Genomic DNA, 18,084 nt, shown 5'->3' with positions numbered 1-18,084 from the left:
TCCGCGCCTTCTCGCCCATGCTCTTCAAATCTGATTAGTGCCGGTGGCCGCACCGAAGCTCATCGGGCACGGTCGGCGTTGGTGTTAGCTACTAGCTATTGCTCCGGCGCCTCTCCAATCTGATTGGCGTCCCAGTCAAACCGGCTGGTGATGAACGCCACTTCCTGCGCCTTGTCGGCATGGTGCCATTGTATCTCCAAGGCTCCCTCGGCAGGCCGTATGACCATCTTGCGTACCGCGCCCCGCAGCGCCTTGTTGGCCTCCTCGGTGTCTATCGTCCCCCCTGTGAACGCCTTCTCGACTGTTGCCAGCCGTAGCTTGACGTTGGTGCTGGTCACGGTGTTCCGCCGCTCCAGCATCTTGCGGAGGCTCTCTGTTGTCTCCTCAAGCTCCTGTTCAGCCGCGTTCAGGGCCTGCTTCGCCACCCTGCTCTTATCGGTGATAGTCAGCTCCAATAGCTCGCGTGCCCTGTCCTGGCCTGCATCAATCGCCGCACGCAGCTGCCCAATCTTCTCATCCATCTCTGCGGTGTCATTGCCCCGGGGAGCTCCCTCCAAGACTTGGTAAATTACCCGGCGCATCTCCCCCTCGGCATCGCGGTACGGGACGCTTTCGTATTTGCATGTGCCTGACTTCGCGTGCGCAGCCGAGCACACGAGATAGACATGCTGCCCTTTGTTGACCCGGGTTACAGTGCCGCCGCAGTACCTGCATTTGAGCACGCCGGCAAAAATGGACCGCACCGGGGCGTTGGTGTTCTTGCCTCTTGCCCCGGTGGTGCTCATGCGGGCATTCACCCGCTCGAACAGTTCGCGGTCTACGGCGGCAGGGAAGCGGTGCAGGATAGGCTGTTGCGGTGTCCGTTCCTTGGTTCGCTTGCCCTCAATCTTTCGCACCGTGTGGGGCACAAAGACCCCAATGGCCGCCTTGTTGGTTAGGAGCTTGCGGATATAGGATCGATGCCAGTATCTACCCTTCCACCCGCCGGCACCCCATGTGTCCACCCCGGCCTCATTGAGTTGTGCTGCAATGCTGTGGGCCCCTTCGCCGTCGTCGGCCAATTCAAACATCCAGCGCAGCCGTTCCGCTCTGTCCTCGATAAGCTCATAGGCCGTTGTCTCATCACTCCACCGTATCCACGCGGGGAGCCGCTTGGTGTACGGCTTGCTGAGCTTCTGCTCACTGGCAAAGACGCGGCGTTTCTCGGCATACTTCTCCGCGACCCTCATACCCTTCACTGCGCTCTCTTGGTTGCCGCGTGCGAAAGAGAGTACCATTGCGATGAGGTGCATCAGGCCGTCTTGGCTGCGCAGTGTCTCCATGTTGTATTCGCGCCCAAGCCCGCCGTTGTCCGACAGATCAACCACGGTGATGCCCGCGCGGATAATCTTCTGCATCTCGAATGAAGCGTCCGCCGCTGGCTCACGGCTCAACCTGTCAAGGCTCTCGACGAGCAGCCATGAGCCTTTCGGTACACTGCCCTCCTCCACCGCCTTGAGGAACGCGCCAAGGTTTCCAACGTCCCTGTTGGCACCTGTGTACGCGGATACGCCTCGGTCGGTGAGGTTCAATTCGGTGTCGAGAGGGACACCCACGCGGTCAGCCCACGCCTGCGCTATAGCGGTCTGTCGCCGCAGGCTGTCTCCCTTCTCTTGAGCTGGCGTAGAGAAGCGTTTGTAGCTGTAGGCTTTGGGTTGCCGCTTGACGTCCGGCAGGAGCGCCTGACCGGCTGCGGGCATTGGGATGTGCTTCATACTAGTATTCGTCCCCAGAATTGGGTGATGCGTTTAATTGGTCATTGGGACGATCACATGCTGATGATCGGCGCGCCCGGTGCCGGCAAATCGATGCTCGCGGCGCGGCTGCCCTCGATCCTGCCGCCGCTGTCGCCGGGCGAGTTGCTCGAGGTCTCGATGATCGCCTCCGTCGCCGGCGAGATCGAAGGCGGCGCCCTGACGTCGCGGCGGCCGTTCCGCTCGCCGCATCATTCCGCCAGCATGGCGGCGCTGACCGGCGGCGGCGCGCGCGCAAGGCCCGGCGAGATCTCGCTGGCGCATCAGGGCGTGCTGTTCCTCGATGAGCTGCCCGAGTTCGATCCGCGCGTACTGGATTCGCTGCGCCAGCCGCTGGAGAACGGCGAAGTCTCGGTCTCGCGCGCCAATCACCGCGTCACCTACCCTGCCCGCTTCATGCTGGTCGCGGCGATGAATCCCTGCCGCTGCGGCAATGCGTTCGAGCCGGGCTATGCCTGCAAGCGCGGCCGCGTCGATCGCTGCACCGGCGATTACCAGGCCCGCATCTCCGGCCCGCTGATGGATCGGATCGATCTGCGCATCGAGGTCCCGGCCGTCACCGCCGCCGATCTGATCCTGCCGCCGCCGGCGGAAGGCTCGGCCGAGGTCGCGGCGCGCGTGGCGGCGGCGCGCGACATCCAGCGCGCACGCTATGCCGAAGCCGGCCTGCCCAAGGTGCGCACCAATGCCGAGGCACCGGCCGCGGTGCTCGAAGACATCGCCAAACCGGACGCGCAGGGTCAAAAGCTGTTGCGCGATGCTGCCGATACCATGCGGCTGTCGGCGCGCGGCTATCACCGCGTGCTGCGGGTGGCGCGCACGCTTGCCGATCTCGACAACGCTGACAAGATCGGCCGGCTGCATCTGGCCGAGGCGCTGTCCTACCGCGCACTCGCGGAGGATGTGCGCCAGCCGGCGTGATCATCCCGCGCGTCAACCCGGCGGTAACGAGTTTCCTTTACGATCTGCAAACCATGAGGCCCAAACGTTCCTGTAAGGGCCCGGCGAGTAGCGTGTCATGTTGCGTTTCAAGATCCTGGCCTCGGTGGTTCCCCTGCTGGCGGCTGCGGTATTCGCCCGCAACGAGATCGGATCGATCTCGCACCCTTGCGTCGCCGTCGGCGATACCTCCGTCGAGCTCACCTCCTTGTTCTGGACCGCCGGCGTCCAGATCGCCTTCACCGACGATCCCGCGCAGGCGACGGTGCGGGTGCAGATCACCGACGACGCCGACGCGGCCGACTTTGCCGTCGTCGACGATGGCGAAAGCGATGAGCCCGGCGCCTGCCAGGGCAATCCGTCCACGCAGCTGGTCGCCATAGCAGGGCAAGGCGGCGGCAACCGCCCCACGATCTATCTCGGCAGCGAAGGCCCGGCCGATTACCGCATCTATGTGCGCTCGAAGACGTTCTCGCAGAGGGAAGCCGCAGCCTTGATCGTCGGGGCCCGCGGCGGCCACCACCATCTCCAGGCCGCTTCGCTCTAAGAGACGTTAACACCTCGTCAACCCTGTTTCGAGGCGACCCCAAAGCCTCAAGCTGTTCGCAAGGTGGTCAAGACATCGTCGCGCATGGCGGTTGCGGGTTTCGGACAAGGGTCGGTGGCGATGGGTCGGACGTTCCGGATCAAGGTGCACATGCGCCGCTTCAGGCGACAGCATCCGCGCGTCGCCTTCGCGATCCGCTCCTTCATGATCTTCTCGGCGACGTTCGGCGGTGCCTACGGCTTCGTCACCGGCAGCCGCTCGGAAAATTCCGGCTACGATCCCAATACTTTCGCGATCGGTGCGAGCTTCCTGTTCGCACTGGCCTGCCTTGGCCTTGCCACGCTCAGCATGCGGCTGCGCTTCGTCAACAAGCGCATGCGCAAGCTCGCGGCCCATAACGAGGCACTGATCGACCGAAATTGGGAGCTGAAGGAAGCCGAAGAACGCGCGCGCAGCCTGTTCGAGCAGCAGGGCGATCTCATCGTGCTGCGCGACGATCAGGGCCGCATCACCTTCGCCAACGACGCCTATTGCGCGCTGACCGGACAGGCGCGCAGCGCGCTGGTGGGCACGCGGTTCGACTTCGACGTGCTGGAGCAGGGCGACAGCGCGCGCGAGAGCAACGGCACGCGCATCCATGACCAGAGGATCTCGACCCCGCTCGGCGCCCGCTGGATCGCCTGGCGCGAAGGCTTTGTGCGTCTCGATGCCGGCCAGCCCGCCGAATTGCAGAGCGTCGGCCGCGACGTCACCGATCGCACCGAGACCGAACGCGCGCTGGCCGACGCCCGCGACCAGGCCGACGCCGCCAACCGTGCCAAATCGCGCTTCCTCGCAATGGCCTCGCACGAGATCCGCACACCTCTCAACGGCATCATCGGCATGAGCGGCCTCTTGCTCGACACCAATCTGACGCCGGAGCAGGCGACTTACGCCCGCGCCGTGAAGACATCAGGCGAAGCGCTGATGGCGCTGATCGAGGAGCTGCTCGACTATTCCAAGATCGAAGCCGGCAAGCTCGATCTCGAGCAGCGCGCGTTTGCGCTTTCGACCCTGATCGAAGAGGTCACCGAATTGCTGGCGCCGCGCGCGCAGGCGAAGAACCTCGAGATCGCGGCTTACGTCGACGAGCGACTGCCGCTCGAGGTCACCGGCGATGCCGCACGGCTGCGCCAGGTGCTGCTCAACCTCGCCGGCAATGCGATCAAGTTCACCGCATCAGGCGGCGTCGCACTGATCGTCGAGCCAGGCATCCGGCCGAACGAGATCAGCCTCCTGGTCCGCGACACCGGCATCGGGATCGCGCCGGAAGCGCAGTCGCGTATCTTCCGCGAGTTCGAACAGGCCGACGACCGCGTCTCCCGCACCTATGGCGGCACCGGGTTGGGCCTTGCCATCAGCGAGCGCATCGTCAAGCGCATGGGCGGCCGCATCACCCTGGAGAGCGAACCCGGCAAAGGCTCGACCTTCGAGGTCGCGGTTCCACTCGCGCCCTCGCAAGCCGACGCCGGACGGACCGCGTTTCCGAACCCGGACCTCACCGGCAAGTCGATCCTGCTGGTGGCCGACGGCATCGAGGCGTCGCTGATCGCGCGGCGGCTGGAACGCTGGGGCGGCCAGACCTGCCTGGTGACGGATGCGGCGGTGGCCGAAGCGCTGCTGCCGGAGCGCTCGTGGCATGCTGTACTGGTTGACCGCGCGCTCGGCCCTGATGTGGCCGATCGCCTCGGCGAGGCCGCCCGCGCCCATGCGGCGCAGCGGCTGGTGCTGCTGACGCCGAGCTCGCGCCACGACAAGCTCTCGCCTGATTTCACCGGCTTCCTGGTGAAGCCGCTGCGTGCAGCCTCGCTCGCCGCACGTCTCGCGCTGACACCGGACGTCGCCTCGCCCGACCTCGCGCCGGAGCCGGTCGAGCCGGCGCCTGGCAGAATGCCGGCTGGCGGCCTGTCGATCCTGGTCGCCGAGGACAACGAGATCAATGCGATGCTGATGCGGTCGCTGCTGACCAAGCTCGGTCACCAAGTCGCCATCGCGGTTCATGGCGAGGCCGCCCTGGAATCCTGGCTGGCGGCCAACTCTGCCGGCAGCCCCTATGATCTGGTCTTGATGGACATCCAGATGCCGCAGCTCGACGGCATCGAGGCAACCAAGCGCATCCGCGCGCACGAGGCTGCGACCGGCCGCCACCACACACCGGTCCTCGCCCTCACCGCGAACACGCTGGCGGAAGATCGCTCCGCCTGCTTCGAGGCGGGCATGAACGGATTTCTGATCAAGCCGCTCGATCGCGAGAAGCTGAACGAGGCGCTGGCCGGGCTGGCTCGGACGCGGCAGTTGGCGGTGTAGCTGGGATCGACAGTGCCATTAAAGCGCGATGAGATCGGGTCGAATCGTCATCGCGCTTCAGCTCCTTGTTTGAGCACGATCTTTTCGGAAAACCGCTTCACACTTTTCCGGATCATGCTCTAGGCTAAGCGGCAAGAAACCGCGGTGCCGAAAGCCTGTCAGGCGACGGTCTGGTGCCCTTGAACACGGTATCTGCCTGCGCCGCGCGCTTGCAATGGGGGCACACGAAAAGATGGGCGATCACAGGGGTGGGTTCGTCGGCCAGGAGTTCTGAGCGGTACCATCTCATTTCGATATGGCAGTCCGGGCACGTCGGTGCTTCGAGCTGTTCCGCTGCGCTTCTGAGACGATCAACCATGGAGGCCCTCGCGTTTTCGGAACCATAGCTGAATACCCTTCGTCGGTCGGTAACAAAAGATACTCGGCCCGAAATTTCAAGGGCCGCGGCCACCGCGCCTACAGCCTTCTCAACGCCACGCTTTCCACCGCGTGATCCGCGCCCTTCTTCAGGATCAGCGTCGCGCGGGGACGGGTCGGCAAGATGTTGTCCTCGAGATTGGCAAGGTTGGTGCGCTCCCAGATTGCAGTCGCGGTCGCGGTGGCCTCTTCGTCCGACAGCAGCGCATAACGGTTGAAGTAGGACTTTGGGTTGGTGAACGCGGTGTCGCGCAGTGCCAGGAACCGCTTGATGTACCAGCGCCGCAGCGCCGCCTCGTCGGCGTCGATATAGACCGAGAAGTCGAAGAAGTCGGAAACCACAGGCACCGCCTTGCCGTCGCGCGGCAGCTTGCCGGTTTGCAGCACGTTGACGCCCTCGACGATCAGGATGTCGGGCTGGTCGATCTCCGCCCATTCGTTCGGCACGATGTCGTAGGTCAAATGCGAATAGACCGGCGAGCGCACGTGGCGCCGGCCCGACTTGATGTCGGACAGGAAGTTGAGCAGCAGCGGCAGGTCGTAGCTCTCGGGAAAACCCTTCTTCTGCAGGATGCCTTGCTGCTCCAGCAGAGCCTTCGGGTAGAGGAATCCGTCGGTGGTGATCAGCTCGACCTTCGGCCGCGGCGACCATCGCGCCAGCAGCGCCTGGAGCACGCGAGCGGTGGTGGACTTTCCAACGGCGACCGAGCCGGCGACGCCGATGATGTAGGGCACCTTGCGGTCGCGGATGTCGAGAAACTGGCGTTCGGCGTAATACAGGCGCTGCATCGCATCGACATAGATCGAGAGCAGGCGCGACAGTGGAAGATAGATGTCCTCGACCTCCTTGAGATCGAGGCGATCATGCAGCGAACGCAGCCGGTCGAACTCGCCCGGCTCCAGCGTCATCGGCGTGTCGTCGCGCAGTCGCGCCCACTGCTCGCGCGTATAGATGCGGTATGGATTATACTGCTGCTCCGGTGCGCGGATATCCATGACGCGATCTCTCCACCTCGGCTAGTTGCCGTTTTTACGCGACGCCTTTTCTTCCAACCCGGACATGTTCGTCCGCTTGTCCAGCGCGGCTTCGACCTCTTCCAGCTTTACGCCGCGCGCCTTGAGCAGCACAAGAAAATGGTAGAGCAGGTCGGCACTCTCCGCGATCAGATGCGCGCGATCGTTTTCGACTGCTGCGATCACGGTTTCGACTGCTTCCTCACCGAACTTCTTGGCGCAATGTTCGGCGCCCTTGTCGGAGAAGCTTGCGGGTGTATGAGCCTTCGCCACCGGAGGCCGCGCGGGCCTCGATGGTGACGGCGAGATCGTGGATCGTGAAACGCGGCATACTGAACACTCGAAACGCCGTCTGGCCGGTTGGGCCAGTCCCCGCGGATGATGTAGCACTTTTATGACCTGGAGTCGTCAGGCATCCAGGCGCATGGGTAGTCCGCGCCGGGCCATATGCTCCTTGGCTTCACGAATGGTGAATTCCCCGAAGTGGAAGATCGAGGCGGCCAGCACGGCGGTGGCGCGTCCGTCGCGGATTCCGTCGACGAGATGGTCGAGATTGCCGACGCCGCCCGAGGCGATCACGGGAACGGGAACACTGTCGGCGATCGCCCGGGTCAGCGGAATGTCAAAGCCCTGCCTTGTGCCGTCACGGTCCATCGAGGTGAGCAGAATTTCACCCGCGCCGAGCGCGACCACTTCCTGGGCATATTCGATGGCGTCGATGCCGGTCGCGTTGCGGCCACCATGGGTGAAGATCTCCCAGCGCTCGGAGCCGCCCGGGCGCTTCACCCGCTTGGCATCGATCGCGACCACGACACATTGCCCGCCGAACTTTTCGGCGGCTTCCTTGACGAACTCACGCCGCGACACCGCGGCGCTGTTGATCGAGACCTTGTCGGCGCCCGCGCGCAGCAGCGTCTTGATGTCGTTGACCTCACGCACGCCGCCGCCGACGGTCACAGGCATGAAGCAGGCCTCCGCCGTGCGCCGGACCACGTCCAGCATGATGCCGCGGTTCTCGTGGGTCGCGGTGATATCGAGGAAGGTCAGCTCGTCGGCGCCAGCGGCGTCATAGGCGATCGCGGCCTCCACGGGATCGCCGGCGTCCCTGAGGTCGACGAAATTGACGCCCTTGACGACGCGGCCGTCCTTGACGTCGAGGCAGGGGATCACGCGCACCTTGAACATGTGTCAGCTCCTGCGCGCGTCGCGGATCAAGGCGAGGGCGGCGGCGGGATCGAGCCGGCCGTCATAGAGCGCGCGGCCGGCAATCGCGCCGGCGAGCTTTTTCGCGCGCGGCGTCAGCATCGCCTTGACGTCCTCGATCGAGGCGAGGCCGCCGGAGGCGATCACGGGGATCGAGATGCTGTCTGCCAGCGCAATCGTCGCGTCCAGGTTCAGGCCCTTGAGCAGGCCGTCGCGGGCGATATCGGTGAAGACGATGGCGGCAACACCGGCATCCTCGAAGCGCTGCGCGATCTCCAGCACCGTCACCTGCGAGGTCTCGGCCCAGCCTTCGACGGCGACCTTGCCGTCGCGCGCATCGAGGCCAACGGCGACACGGCCTGGGAATTTCTTGGCTGCAGCCTTGACCAGTTCAGGATCGCGCACCGCCGCCGTGCCGATGATGACGCGCGTGATGCCCTTCGCCAGCCAGGCCTCGACGGTCGCGAGATCGCGAATGCCGCCGCCGAGCTGCACCGGAATCTTGATCGTCTTCAGCATCGCCTCGACTGCCTGCGCATTGACCGGCTTGCCGGCGAAGGCGCCGTCGAGATCGACGACGTGGAGATACTCAAAGCCCTGCGCGACGAAACTCTGCGCCTGGGCGCCGGGATCGAGATTGAACACGGTCGCGCGCGCCATGTCGCCTTGCTCGAGGCGCACGCACTGGCCGTTCTTGAGGTCGATGGCAGGGAAGAGAATCACGGTTTCCATCGCAAAAAGTTCGAGATCAGGGCCAGGCCAAAACGCTGGCTCTTCTCGGGGTGAAACTGCGTGCCGATCGCGGTGTCCTTCGCGACGATCGCGGTGACGGGACCACCATAATCGGCGCGCGCGAGCACGTCCGCCTCGTTGGCGGCGTTGAGGTGGTAGGAGTGCACGAAGTAAGCGTGCTGGCCCTTGGGGCCGAGCGGCAGCTTGTTCAGCACCGGATGTTCTTGCAGCACGTCGAGCGTGTTCCAGCCCATGTGCGGGATTTTCAGGCTTTCATCGCGCGGCGTGATCTTCTCGACGTCGCCGCCGATCCAATTGAGGCCTTCGGTGACGACATGCTCTTTGCCGCGGCTTGCCATCAGCTGCATGCCGACGCAGATGCCGAAGAACGGCCGTGCCTTGACGCGCACGGCTTCCGTGATCGCCTCGACCATGCCGTTGACCGCATCGAGCCCGCGCCGGCAATCGGCAAAGGCGCCGACGCCCGGCAGCACCAGACGATCGGCTTCATAGGCCTGATCGGGATCGCTGGTGACGAAAACCTTCTGCGGATTTTCGAGGCTGCGCGCGGCACGCTCGAATGCCTTGGCGGCGGAATGCAGATTCCCGGAACCGTAATCGATGATGGCGACGCTCATCTTGACCCTCCCGGTTCTGGAAACAATCCTATGATGCCGCCGGCCGGCATCGGAGGCGGGCTGGAAAATGGCTGGCCCGGCACGTTCCGGGTCGGCGGCGGGCCGCCGCGGTCGACGGCCCATCGATCATGGACGATGCCGCGCTGTGACTTGCTCCAGCGCTCGAAGAAGCGACGCTCGGCGGTGTCCTCATCGTCGGCGACCACGACGTCGAGTTGCCGCCAATTGCCGCGCGACAACGTCCAGCGGCGCAGGCTCGAGGCCTCGAAGCCCATCAGCAGTGCGACGATGATGTTGGCAAAGAAGATCGAGCGGCGGCCGACACCGAGGCTGGATAGCCCGGCATCGAACGCGGCGAGACACACGATCCAGCCGATCAGGGCCAGCCAAAGCCTGTTCCAGAGCAGCCAGATCGGACCGAACACCATCGCCCAGAAATGGAATCCGTCGCGCACGAACACGAATTTGTCGGTCGCGCGCAGATCGACCCCGCCTGGGGTGGGAGCGTGAACTGTGTAGACAGGCATTTTCGATGCCCCGTGCTCGAGAATTCAACTCAATGCCGCCGGCAGCGCGTGGCCGCCGAGACGGCGATGTCAGCCGCCGAGCGAGCCCTTGGTGGACGGGATTTCGCCCGCCGTCCTGGGATCGATCGCAACCGCGGTGCGCAGCGCCCGCGCCAGGCCCTTGAAGCAGGACTCGGCGATATGGTGGCTGTTATCGCCATATAGGGTCTCGACGTGCAGAGTCACGCCGGCGTTGATGGCGAAGGCCTGGAACCACTCGCGCACCAGTTCGGTGTCGAACTGACCGATCGTGTCGCGGGGGAAGTCAGCCCTGAACACCAGGAACGGGCGGCCCGAAATGTCGATGACCACACGCGTCAGCGTCTCGTCCATGGGCATGTGCACGCCGGCATAGCGGGTGATGCCCGCCATGTTGCCGAGCGCCTGCTTGATCGCCTGGCCGAGCGCGATGCCGGTGTCTTCGGTGGTATGGTGATAATCAATGTGCAGATCGCCCACCGCCTTGACCGTGAGGTCGATGCGGGAATGGCGGGCGAGGAGATCGAGCATATGGTCGAAAAAGCCGATGCCGGTCGCGATATTGGCCACGCCGGAGCCATCGAGGTTCACGCTGACCTCGATGTCGGTTTCCTTGGTCTTGCGCTTGATCGTCGCGGTGCGCATTGAAAGCTGGCTTTCATCCTAGCTTGGGAGCCGAAAACGCCAGTCTCTTAACAGCCAAATGACGCCTTCGCTACTGCGGGAACGGCTGACCGGGCCTCTACTTCTGCCTATGGTGAGCGAATTCGGCCCGGAACGGCCGTTGTGCGCCTGTTGTCCCCTCGGCCATGACCGCCTAAATCAGCCAGGACAATGAGGGTTATGATGCAAGATTCGCAGAACAGCTCGCCGGTCTGGCACGGCACCACGATTTTGACGGTCCGCAAGGGCGGCAAGGTCGTGGTCGGCGGCGACGGCCAGGTCTCGATCGGCCAGACCGTGATCAAGTCCAATGCCAAAAAGGTCCGGAAACTCGGCAAGGGCGACGTCATCGGTGGCTTTGCCGGCGCCACCGCCGACGCCTTCACCCTGTTCGAGCGGCTCGAGAGCAAGCTCGAGCAATATCCGGGACAATTGACCCGGGCCGCGGTCGAGCTGGCCAAGGACTGGCGCACCGACCGCTACCTGCGCCGGCTCGAGGCCATGATGATCGTGGCCGACAAGGACGTCTCCCTGGTGCTGACAGGCACCGGCGACGTGCTCGAGCCCGAGGCCGGCGTGATGGCGATCGGCTCCGGCGGCAATTACGCGCTGGCCGCGGCCCGCGCCCTTGTCGACACCGACAAGGACGCCGAGGCCATCGTCCGCCGCTCCCTCGACATCGCCGCCGATATCTGCGTCTACACCAACCGCAACGTCACCATCGAAGCGCTGACGGCCGGTTGAAGGATCCATCGATGGATGAACAGCGTAGCGGCGCGCTCGGTCTAAGCTCTCCCGCTTGCGGGGGAGGTCGCGCCGAAGGCGCGGGTGGGGGCTCTCGCCTCTTGGCGGCCCTCGCGAGCGGAGACACCCTCTCTCCAACCCTCTCCCGCAAGCGGGAGAGGGAGCGCACCGCTCTTTGGGCATGATCCTCGCGCCCGCCAGCACCAGGACGGCGATCCCCGCGGCCTACTGGGTCGGAATCGCGCTGTTGCTGCTGGCGCTGCAGGCCTCGATCCTGTTCGCGATGGGCCGGGTGCCGATCTGCACCTGCGGCTACGTCAAGTTGTGGCACGGCGTGGTGAACAGTTCGGAGAACTCCCAGCACTTCGCCGACTGGTACAGTTTTTCGCACGTCCTCCACGGCTTCCTGTTCTATGGACTGACGTGGCTCTTGTTGTCGCGGCGGCTCGGCCGGCCCGCACGGCTGATCATCGCGATGCTGATCGAGGGCGCCTGGGAGATCGTCGAGAATTCGCCTGTGATCATCGAACGCTACCGCGCCGGTACGATCTCGCTGGATTATTACGGCGACAGCATCGTCAATTCGGTCTCGGACACGCTGTTCATGGTGCTGGGGTTCCTCACCGCACGCGTGCTGCCCGTCACGGCGACCGTCGCGCTCGGGCTTGCCTTCGAGATCATGCTGGCGCTGCATATTCGCGACAATCTGACGCTCAACGTCCTGATGCTCATTCATCCGGTCGAGGCCGTGAAGCAATGGCAATCCGGTCCGCCGATCATTTGACAGTCAAAAAAGCGGCTTGTCCCCGCCGGTTTCCAATCCTAGCTAGGGTCCCATGACAGACTTCTCCCCCCGCGAAATCGTTTCCGAACTCGACCGTTTCATCGTCGGCCAGACCGACGCCAAGCGCGCCGTCTCGATCGCGCTGCGCAACCGCTGGCGCAGGCAGCAGCTCACGGGCTCGCTGCGCGAGGAAGTGCTGCCGAAGAACATCCTGATGATCGGGCCGACCGGCGTCGGCAAAACGGAGATCGCGCGACGGCTTGCCAAGCTCGCGAATGCGCCATTCCTGAAGGTCGAGGCGACCAAGTTCACCGAGGTCGGCTATGTCGGACGCGACGTCGAGCAGATCGTGCGCGACCTCGTCGAGGTTGCGATTGCCCAGGTGCGCGAACGCAAGCGCAAGGACGTGCAGGCCCGCGCCCAGCTCGCAGCCGAAGAGCGCGTGCTCGATGCGCTGGTCGGCGCCAATGCCAGCTCGGCCACCCGGGAATCCTTCCGCAAGAAGCTGCGCGCCGGCGAGCTCAACGACAAGGAAATCGAGATCGAAACGCAGTCGTCAGGCGGCGGCATGCCGATGTTCGAGATCCCGGGCATGCCGGGCGCGCAGATGGGCGCGATCTCGATCGGCGACATCTTCGGCAAGCTGGGCGGCCGCAGCAAGACGCGGCGGCTGACGGTCGAGGGTTCGCACGAGATCCTCGTCAACGAGGAATCCGACAAGCTGCTGGACACCGATCAGCTGACGCTGGAGGCGATCAGCGCGGTCGAGAACAACGGCATCGTCTTCCTCGACGAGATCGACAAGATCTGCGCCCGTGAAGGCCGCGCCGCCGGCGATGTCTCGCGCGAAGGCGTGCAGCGCGATCTCTTGCCCCTCATCGAAGGCACCACGGTGTCGACGAAGCATGGCGCGGTGAAGACCGACCACATCCTGTTCATTGCCTCTGGCGCCTTCCACGTCGCCAAGCCGTCCGACCTGCTGCCGGAATTGCAGGGCCGCCTGCCGATCCGCGTCGAGCTGCAGGCGCTGACTCGCGACGACATGCGTCGCATCCTGACCGAGCCCGAGGCCTCGCTGATCAAGCAATATGTCGCCTTGATGCATACCGAGGGCGTGACGCTCGACATCACCGACAGCGCCATCGACGCGCTCGCCGACGTCGCCGTCGCCGTCAATTCCACCGTCGAGAACATCGGCGCAAGGCGGCTGCAGACGGTCATGGAGCGGGTGCTGGACGAGATCTCCTTCACTGCCCCCGACCGCAACGGCGAGACCGTTCGGGTCGATGCCGATTTCGTGCAGAAACACGTCGGCGACCTCGCCAAGAACGCCGATCTGAGCCGGTTCATTTTGTAAATCCGGGCCAGTCCAGCTATCAATCCCACTGTCGTCCCTGGCCTGGTGCGAAATTGCACACCAGGCCAGAGACGACGGCGGAGTTCGACCCGCCGCGGGTGCCACGTGATCGCTGACCTCAAGAAAAATCCCTGGCGGCTGCTGCTCGCGATCAACGCGGCGGTGATCGTCGGCGTGTTCATCCACAAGGTGAAGCTGCCGCCTTACGTCCCCTATATCCATCTGCTCGTCGACTACCATTTCGGCTTCATCAAGCGCGCGCTGATCGGAGCGATCGTCGCGCTGTTTACGGACAAGGTGCCGGTCTGGCTGGTATTCGCGATTTCAGGCGCGGCGTGGCTGGTGACGCTGGGACTCTATCTCAGGCTGTTCCAGAAGACGTTCGGCTTCACCGCCAAGACGCTGCCGCTCTTCGTCTTCATCGCGGGCTCGCCGTACTTTCTCAAGAACTTCATGCACACGCTCGGGCATTTCGACATCTATGGCTGCCTGCTGGCGCTCGTCCTGCTGCTGATGCCGGCGCGGTCACTGCTGTTCGTGGCGACGGCGGCGCTGTTCTCGATCATCCTCGTCCTGATCCACCACATCCATCTGCTGATGTATGTGCCGACGATCATCACCATCGTCGTGATCAGGCACTACCTGACCTACGGCTGCAACCGGACCAACATCGGGTTTGGCGTCGTGGCCGTCGTCGCCGTTTCCGCGCTGTTCTTCGCGGCCCAGTTCCTCGGAACGATGCCGATCCCCGAAGCGGATTTCGTGGCCTATCTGAAGACCCGGATGGTCGATCCCTCGCGCACCGATCTGCTGCAATTCGCCTATATCTGGTACCAGCCGCTCTCGAAGGAGATTTCCGACACCTGGGCCTGGCTGCCGCATAACAGCCTCGGCATTCCCGTGTTCGCGCTGCTGATCTGGCTGCACACGCCGCTGTGGCGCTATTTGTCCGATCTGATCCGCGCACTGGCGAGCGATCTGCACCGACGCCTGATCGTCGCGGCGCTGATCGGCGTCAGCCTTGGCTATGTCGTGATGTTCGCGATGGTGTTCGACTATTCGCGCTGGATGTCGAGCTGGGCGGTCTGCATGGTCCTGATCCTGCACGCTGTGAAGATGCTGCCGGCGAAGCACGAGACGCCGCTGATACCGGCCGAGGACAAGAAGACCAATATTTTCGGCCTGATCATCACGCTGATCCCGCGCGTCGGCATCGTCCGGCCGTTTTAGGAGTCATAAGTAGCCACATAGGCGGTGCGCCCCCTCTCCCGCCTGCGGGGAGCGGCAAGAGGAGCCCCGGGGCTCGCTCGTTTCCACTAAAATCGCGCCCGCCTGATCCGCACATACAGCGCACCCTCGCCGCCATGGCCGATTGCAGCCTCTTCAAACCCGACCACGAAGGCACGAAATTCCGGCAGGCTCAGCCATTCCGGCACCTGGCGGCGGAGCACGCCGCTTTCACCGCCGCTGCGGCCCTTGCCGGTGATGACGAGCACGAAGGTCAGGCCATCGTGATGGGCGCGATGAAGGAAGCCGGTCAGGGCGCGATGAGCGCGCATCTGAGTCATGCCGTGCAAATCGAGCCGTGCCTCGATCTCGCTGCGGCCGCGCGACAGCTTCGTCCGTTCGCGCTTGCCGAGCGGGGCGAGCGGCGGCATCGCCGGCTTCGATGGACGCAGCGCGGGCGGAGCAGCCGACAGCCGCGGCGACAGCGCGGGCTTGGCAGCCGGCGATACCGGCGACGGCTCGGCGCGCGGCGCGGCGTGCAGCTTCGTCGCGCGATGTTTCCGCAGCGGCTTGACCTGCCTTGCCACGAGCTCCCACAGCTCGCGATCTTCCTCGGTGAGCACACGACGGCGTGGGGGACGCGGCTCCAGCACGGGCGGACGGGACGATCGCTTCATTGCTGGGAACGGTTTTTCATATGCCTGCGCGGTTCGCGGGCAGGTTCTATCACAGGACGCGGCGACGGCAGCGGCACCGGGCCGGCAATGGCCACGGTCTCGTCTTTGACCGGCGTTGAAACGGCCGGCTGAGGAAACAGTTTTGCGATCTTCTCCGACGGCCGCGGATCCGGCACCGGCAGCCGCGCAGCGCGCAAATTCGGATCGAGGCTCTTCGGCACCAGCATCACGAAATGCATGGGGTGCCGCAGTCGGCCCGAGACGCGGCCGGCGTCAGCGCCCGCGCCGAAATAGAGATCCGCGCGGGCGGGACCGATGATCGCCGAGCCGGTGTCCTGCGCGATCATCAGTCGATGGAACGGCGTCTTGGCGCGATCGGACTCGAGCGGCAGCTCGCCCTCGATGAAGAACGGCGTGCCATAGACATGCAGCGACTTGTCGACCGCAATCGAACGGCCGGCCGTCAGCGGGATGCCCTGCGCGCCGACCGCCTCGTCCTTGTCGGACAGGTTGACCTCGTGGAAGAAGATGTAGGAGCGGTTCTGGCGCCGCAGCTCCTTGGCACCATCAGGGTTCTGCGCCATCCATTCCCTGATCTTCTGCATCGACATCTCTTCCTTCGGAATGATGCCGCGCTCGATCAGGATGCGTCCCACGGCCGTGTAGGGATAGCCGTTGTAGGAATCGTAATTGAGCCTGATGCTGCTGCCGTCGTCGAACTTGATCCGCGCCGAGCCCTGGATCTGGGCAAACAGCAGATCGGTCGGGTCCTTCAGCCAGGCGATCTCCAGCCCGCGACCGGCGATCTTGCCGTCCTCGATCTCCCCACGGTCGTAGTAGGGCACCAGCTTGCGGCGACCGATCTTGCGATAGACCGGTCCCTTGTTGGGCAGGCTGACGGAGGCCTGGTTGAAGCCGCGCACGAACAGGTTCGAGGGACGACGATAGACCGGAACGTTGTAAACGTCGGTCTGGGTGCGCGAACCGTCCAGCACCGGCTCGTAATAGCCGGTGACGAAGCCGTCGGGCTCGCCGAGCCGCGAGATGCGCAGCGGCGAAAAGTTTGCCTCGAAAAAGCTCTTTGCGGCCGCGTCGTCGGTCGGCTCGCGTGACTTGTCGAGCGACTTGGCGGCTCGGCAGGGTTCAATCAGCGAGCCGGCCAAGGCTTTCGGCTCGGGCGGAGCGGTCTGCGCATTGATCGAATGGCAGCTGGCGCGGAAAGTCTTGTAGGCGGCGAGATGATCGTCATCGCCCCAGCCCTTCACGTCGGCCCAGGCCACCGGCAGATATTGCGCGCCGGGAATTTCGAACGGGAGAGGGAGCTGCGGATAGGGCAAGGCGCGCGGAGGGATCGCGGCCACTTCGGGAACGTGACGGTAATGGCTGCGGTAGTGGCGCCGTGCAGCCTCGGCGCCAAGCGAAAACGAAGCCAGCACGACGAGACCTGCGCAAAGGGCGGTCGCGCTGGTCTTCAGGAAGGTCCTAGTTCGCGCTTCCGGTGCCAACCAGCTTCCAGTTCGGATCGCGAGAGGTGGTGTCGCGGGCGAAAGTCCAGATGTCGGTGATATCGGCGACCTTGTCGGCGTTGCCGTCGACGATGTTGCCGACCTTATCGCGGGTCACCGAAATCATCTGCGACACGAAGCGCACGGTGAGCTGGGCCGTACGGTCGCGCAGTTCGGCGCCGACGAGCTCGGCCTTGTCGATCGAGACGAAACGCGTCTCGGTCTTCTGATCGTTCTTCTCGCGTTCCCTGATGGCTGCGTCGAAGCTCTCATAGACCTCCGAAGACAAGAGGTCGCGCAGCGCGCGGCGATCACCATTGGCAAAGGCCAGCACGATCATCTCGTAAGCGCCACGGGCGCCCGAGATGAAATGGCGCGGGTCGAAAGTGGAATCCCTGTCGACGATGGCGTCGAGGCCTTGGGCCAGCGCGGTCCCTGGCTCGGCGAGGCCCTTCCAACGGTCGGAGGGCGGGGCGGGCTCGGCGGTCGGCGGCAGCGGAGACTGGTCGATTACCTTGCCCGGCATGGTCACGACGTTCTTGTCGGGGGCACCACCCAGCGCATTGCGGGCCGTGCGATCGAACGGCGGCCGCTCATTGCCGGTTCGTTGGCCCAACACGCTACGCAGTCGCAGGAAGATAAAGACCGCCAGCGCAAGAAAGATGATGGTGTAGATGTCCACGTCGTATCGCTTTCTGGTCTTTACTCAGGTCTTCTCTGGGGTCGCTGCCGGAAAAATCAATCCGGCCAGTAGACCGTTCCATACCGGAACGGCAAGATGACATCACCCTTTTAGGCCCGCGCGTCACGTCCGCCCGATGTAGGCACGAAATCTGGCCCGGCCAATGGCGCCTTTTGGCACAGTGCGAAGTGTAGCGCGTTTTATGCTCGAGGGGAAACCCGATCCTAGGCGGAAATCGCGCATCTTCAAGCGTTTAACGTCCGATTTCGTG

At 64.3% G+C, this 18,084-nt stretch carries 16 protein-coding genes and 2 pseudogenes; 7 read left to right on the top strand and 11 right to left on the bottom strand.

All coding sequences use genetic code 11. The features are described from left to right. Nucleotides 1–95: 95 nt before the first annotated feature. A complete protein-coding gene (locus tag ACVW16_RS17935; protein WP_456802379.1) occupies nt 96–1,754 on the bottom strand; it encodes a recombinase family protein in 1,659 nt (552 codons plus the stop codon). Between the two features lie 54 nt (nt 1,755–1,808). Between ACVW16_RS17935 and ACVW16_RS17930 the strand changes: the two are divergent. The 3 genes and pseudogenes from ACVW16_RS17930 to ACVW16_RS17920 all read left to right on the top strand — a co-directional run. Next, nucleotides 1,809–2,714: pseudogene (locus ACVW16_RS17930) on the top strand (YifB family Mg chelatase-like AAA ATPase); the annotation flags it as partial. A gap of 97 nt (nt 2,715–2,811) precedes the next feature. After that, nucleotides 2,812–3,279, top strand: a complete 468-nt coding sequence (locus ACVW16_RS17925) for a hypothetical protein (protein ID WP_456736813.1) — start codon at nt 2,812–2,814, stop codon at nt 3,277–3,279. A 120-nt stretch (nt 3,280–3,399) separates the two neighbouring features. Further along, a complete protein-coding gene (locus ACVW16_RS17920; protein ID WP_456736814.1) occupies nt 3,400–5,625 on the top strand; it encodes an ATP-binding protein in 2,226 nt (741 codons plus the stop codon). Between the two features lie 456 nt (nt 5,626–6,081). Here ACVW16_RS17920 and coaA read toward each other — a convergent pair whose 3' ends face one another. The 7 genes and pseudogenes from coaA to hisB form a co-directional block, all read right to left on the bottom strand. Beyond that, nucleotides 6,082–7,038: a type I pantothenate kinase gene (coaA, locus tag ACVW16_RS17915; RefSeq protein WP_456700457.1), complete on the bottom strand. Its 957-nt coding sequence runs from the start codon at nt 7,036–7,038 to the stop codon at nt 6,082–6,084. Between the two features lie 21 nt (nt 7,039–7,059). Further along, nucleotides 7,060–7,387, bottom strand: a pseudogene (locus ACVW16_RS17910) (phosphoribosyl-ATP diphosphatase). Between the two features lie 77 nt (nt 7,388–7,464). Then, nucleotides 7,465–8,241, bottom strand: coding sequence for an imidazole glycerol phosphate synthase subunit HisF (gene hisF, locus ACVW16_RS17905; RefSeq protein ID WP_456700455.1), 777 nt, complete (start codon nt 8,239–8,241; stop codon nt 7,465–7,467). Nucleotides 8,242–8,244: 3 nt separating this feature from the next. Then, a complete protein-coding gene (gene hisA, locus ACVW16_RS17900) occupies nt 8,245–8,982 on the bottom strand; it encodes a 1-(5-phosphoribosyl)-5-[(5-phosphoribosylamino)methylideneamino]imidazole-4-carboxamide isomerase (protein ID WP_456736815.1) in 738 nt (245 codons plus the stop codon). Continuing rightward, the gene (gene hisH / locus ACVW16_RS17895) at nt 8,979–9,629 is read right to left on the bottom strand and encodes an imidazole glycerol phosphate synthase subunit HisH (protein ID WP_092232381.1); all 651 of its coding nucleotides are present in this window, start codon (nt 9,627–9,629) and stop codon (nt 8,979–8,981) included. Before hisH ends, hisA begins: the two co-directional genes overlap by 4 nt. Then, nucleotides 9,626–10,156 (bottom strand): DUF2628 domain-containing protein, encoded by a 531-nt coding sequence (locus ACVW16_RS17890; protein ID WP_456736816.1) that lies wholly within the window; start codon nt 10,154–10,156, stop codon nt 9,626–9,628. Before ACVW16_RS17890 ends, hisH begins: the two co-directional genes overlap by 4 nt. 69 nt (nt 10,157–10,225) lie before the next feature. After that, on the bottom strand, nt 10,226–10,819 hold the full coding sequence (gene hisB / locus ACVW16_RS17885) for an imidazoleglycerol-phosphate dehydratase HisB (RefSeq protein ID WP_456700453.1): 594 nt from the start codon (nt 10,817–10,819) through the stop codon (nt 10,226–10,228). A 201-nt stretch (nt 10,820–11,020) separates the two neighbouring features. Here hisB and hslV point away from each other — a divergent pair, with 201 nt between their 5' ends. The 4 genes from hslV to ACVW16_RS17865 all read left to right on the top strand — a co-directional run bounded on the left by hslV (nt 11,021) and on the right by ACVW16_RS17865 (nt 14,952). Continuing rightward, a complete protein-coding gene (gene hslV / locus ACVW16_RS17880; protein WP_456700452.1) occupies nt 11,021–11,581 on the top strand; it encodes an ATP-dependent protease subunit HslV in 561 nt (186 codons plus the stop codon). 181 nt (nt 11,582–11,762) lie between these two features. Then, entirely contained in the window at nt 11,763–12,365 is a 603-nt protein-coding gene (locus ACVW16_RS17875; RefSeq protein ID WP_456705120.1) for a DUF2585 domain-containing protein, read from the top strand. 52 nt (nt 12,366–12,417) lie between these two features. Then, nucleotides 12,418–13,722, top strand: a complete 1,305-nt coding sequence (gene hslU, locus ACVW16_RS17870) for an ATP-dependent protease ATPase subunit HslU (RefSeq protein WP_456700451.1) — start codon at nt 12,418–12,420, stop codon at nt 13,720–13,722. Between the two features lie 105 nt (nt 13,723–13,827). Beyond that, nucleotides 13,828–14,952, top strand: a complete 1,125-nt coding sequence (locus ACVW16_RS17865; protein ID WP_456736817.1) for a hypothetical protein — start codon at nt 13,828–13,830, stop codon at nt 14,950–14,952. An 86-nt stretch (nt 14,953–15,038) separates the two neighbouring features. On the opposite strand, the gene ACVW16_RS17860 is transcribed toward ACVW16_RS17865, so the two are convergent. Genes ACVW16_RS17860 through ACVW16_RS17850 form a run of 3 tightly spaced genes read right to left on the bottom strand, consistent with a single transcriptional unit; the run spans nt 15,039 to nt 17,813 of the window. Beyond that, the gene (locus ACVW16_RS17860) at nt 15,039–15,626 is read right to left on the bottom strand and encodes a Smr/MutS family protein (RefSeq protein WP_456736818.1); all 588 of its coding nucleotides are present in this window, start codon (nt 15,624–15,626) and stop codon (nt 15,039–15,041) included. Further along, nucleotides 15,623–17,131 carry a murein transglycosylase A gene (mltA, locus tag ACVW16_RS17855; protein WP_456736819.1) on the bottom strand — a complete coding sequence of 503 codons (1,509 nt, stop codon included), beginning with the start codon at nt 17,129–17,131 and terminating at the stop codon, nt 15,623–15,625. The genes ACVW16_RS17860 and mltA overlap by 4 nt, the downstream gene beginning before the upstream one ends. Then, the gene (locus ACVW16_RS17850) at nt 17,109–17,813 is read right to left on the bottom strand and encodes a Tim44/TimA family putative adaptor protein (protein ID WP_456736820.1); all 705 of its coding nucleotides are present in this window, start codon (nt 17,811–17,813) and stop codon (nt 17,109–17,111) included. The genes mltA and ACVW16_RS17850 overlap by 23 nt, the downstream gene beginning before the upstream one ends. Nucleotides 17,814–18,084 lie beyond the last annotated feature (271 nt).

Source organism: Bradyrhizobium sp. USDA 4474 (assembly GCF_054057515.1).
Note: the sequence above shows the minus strand (reverse complement) of the source record. Positions and strands in the feature narration are given on the sequence as shown.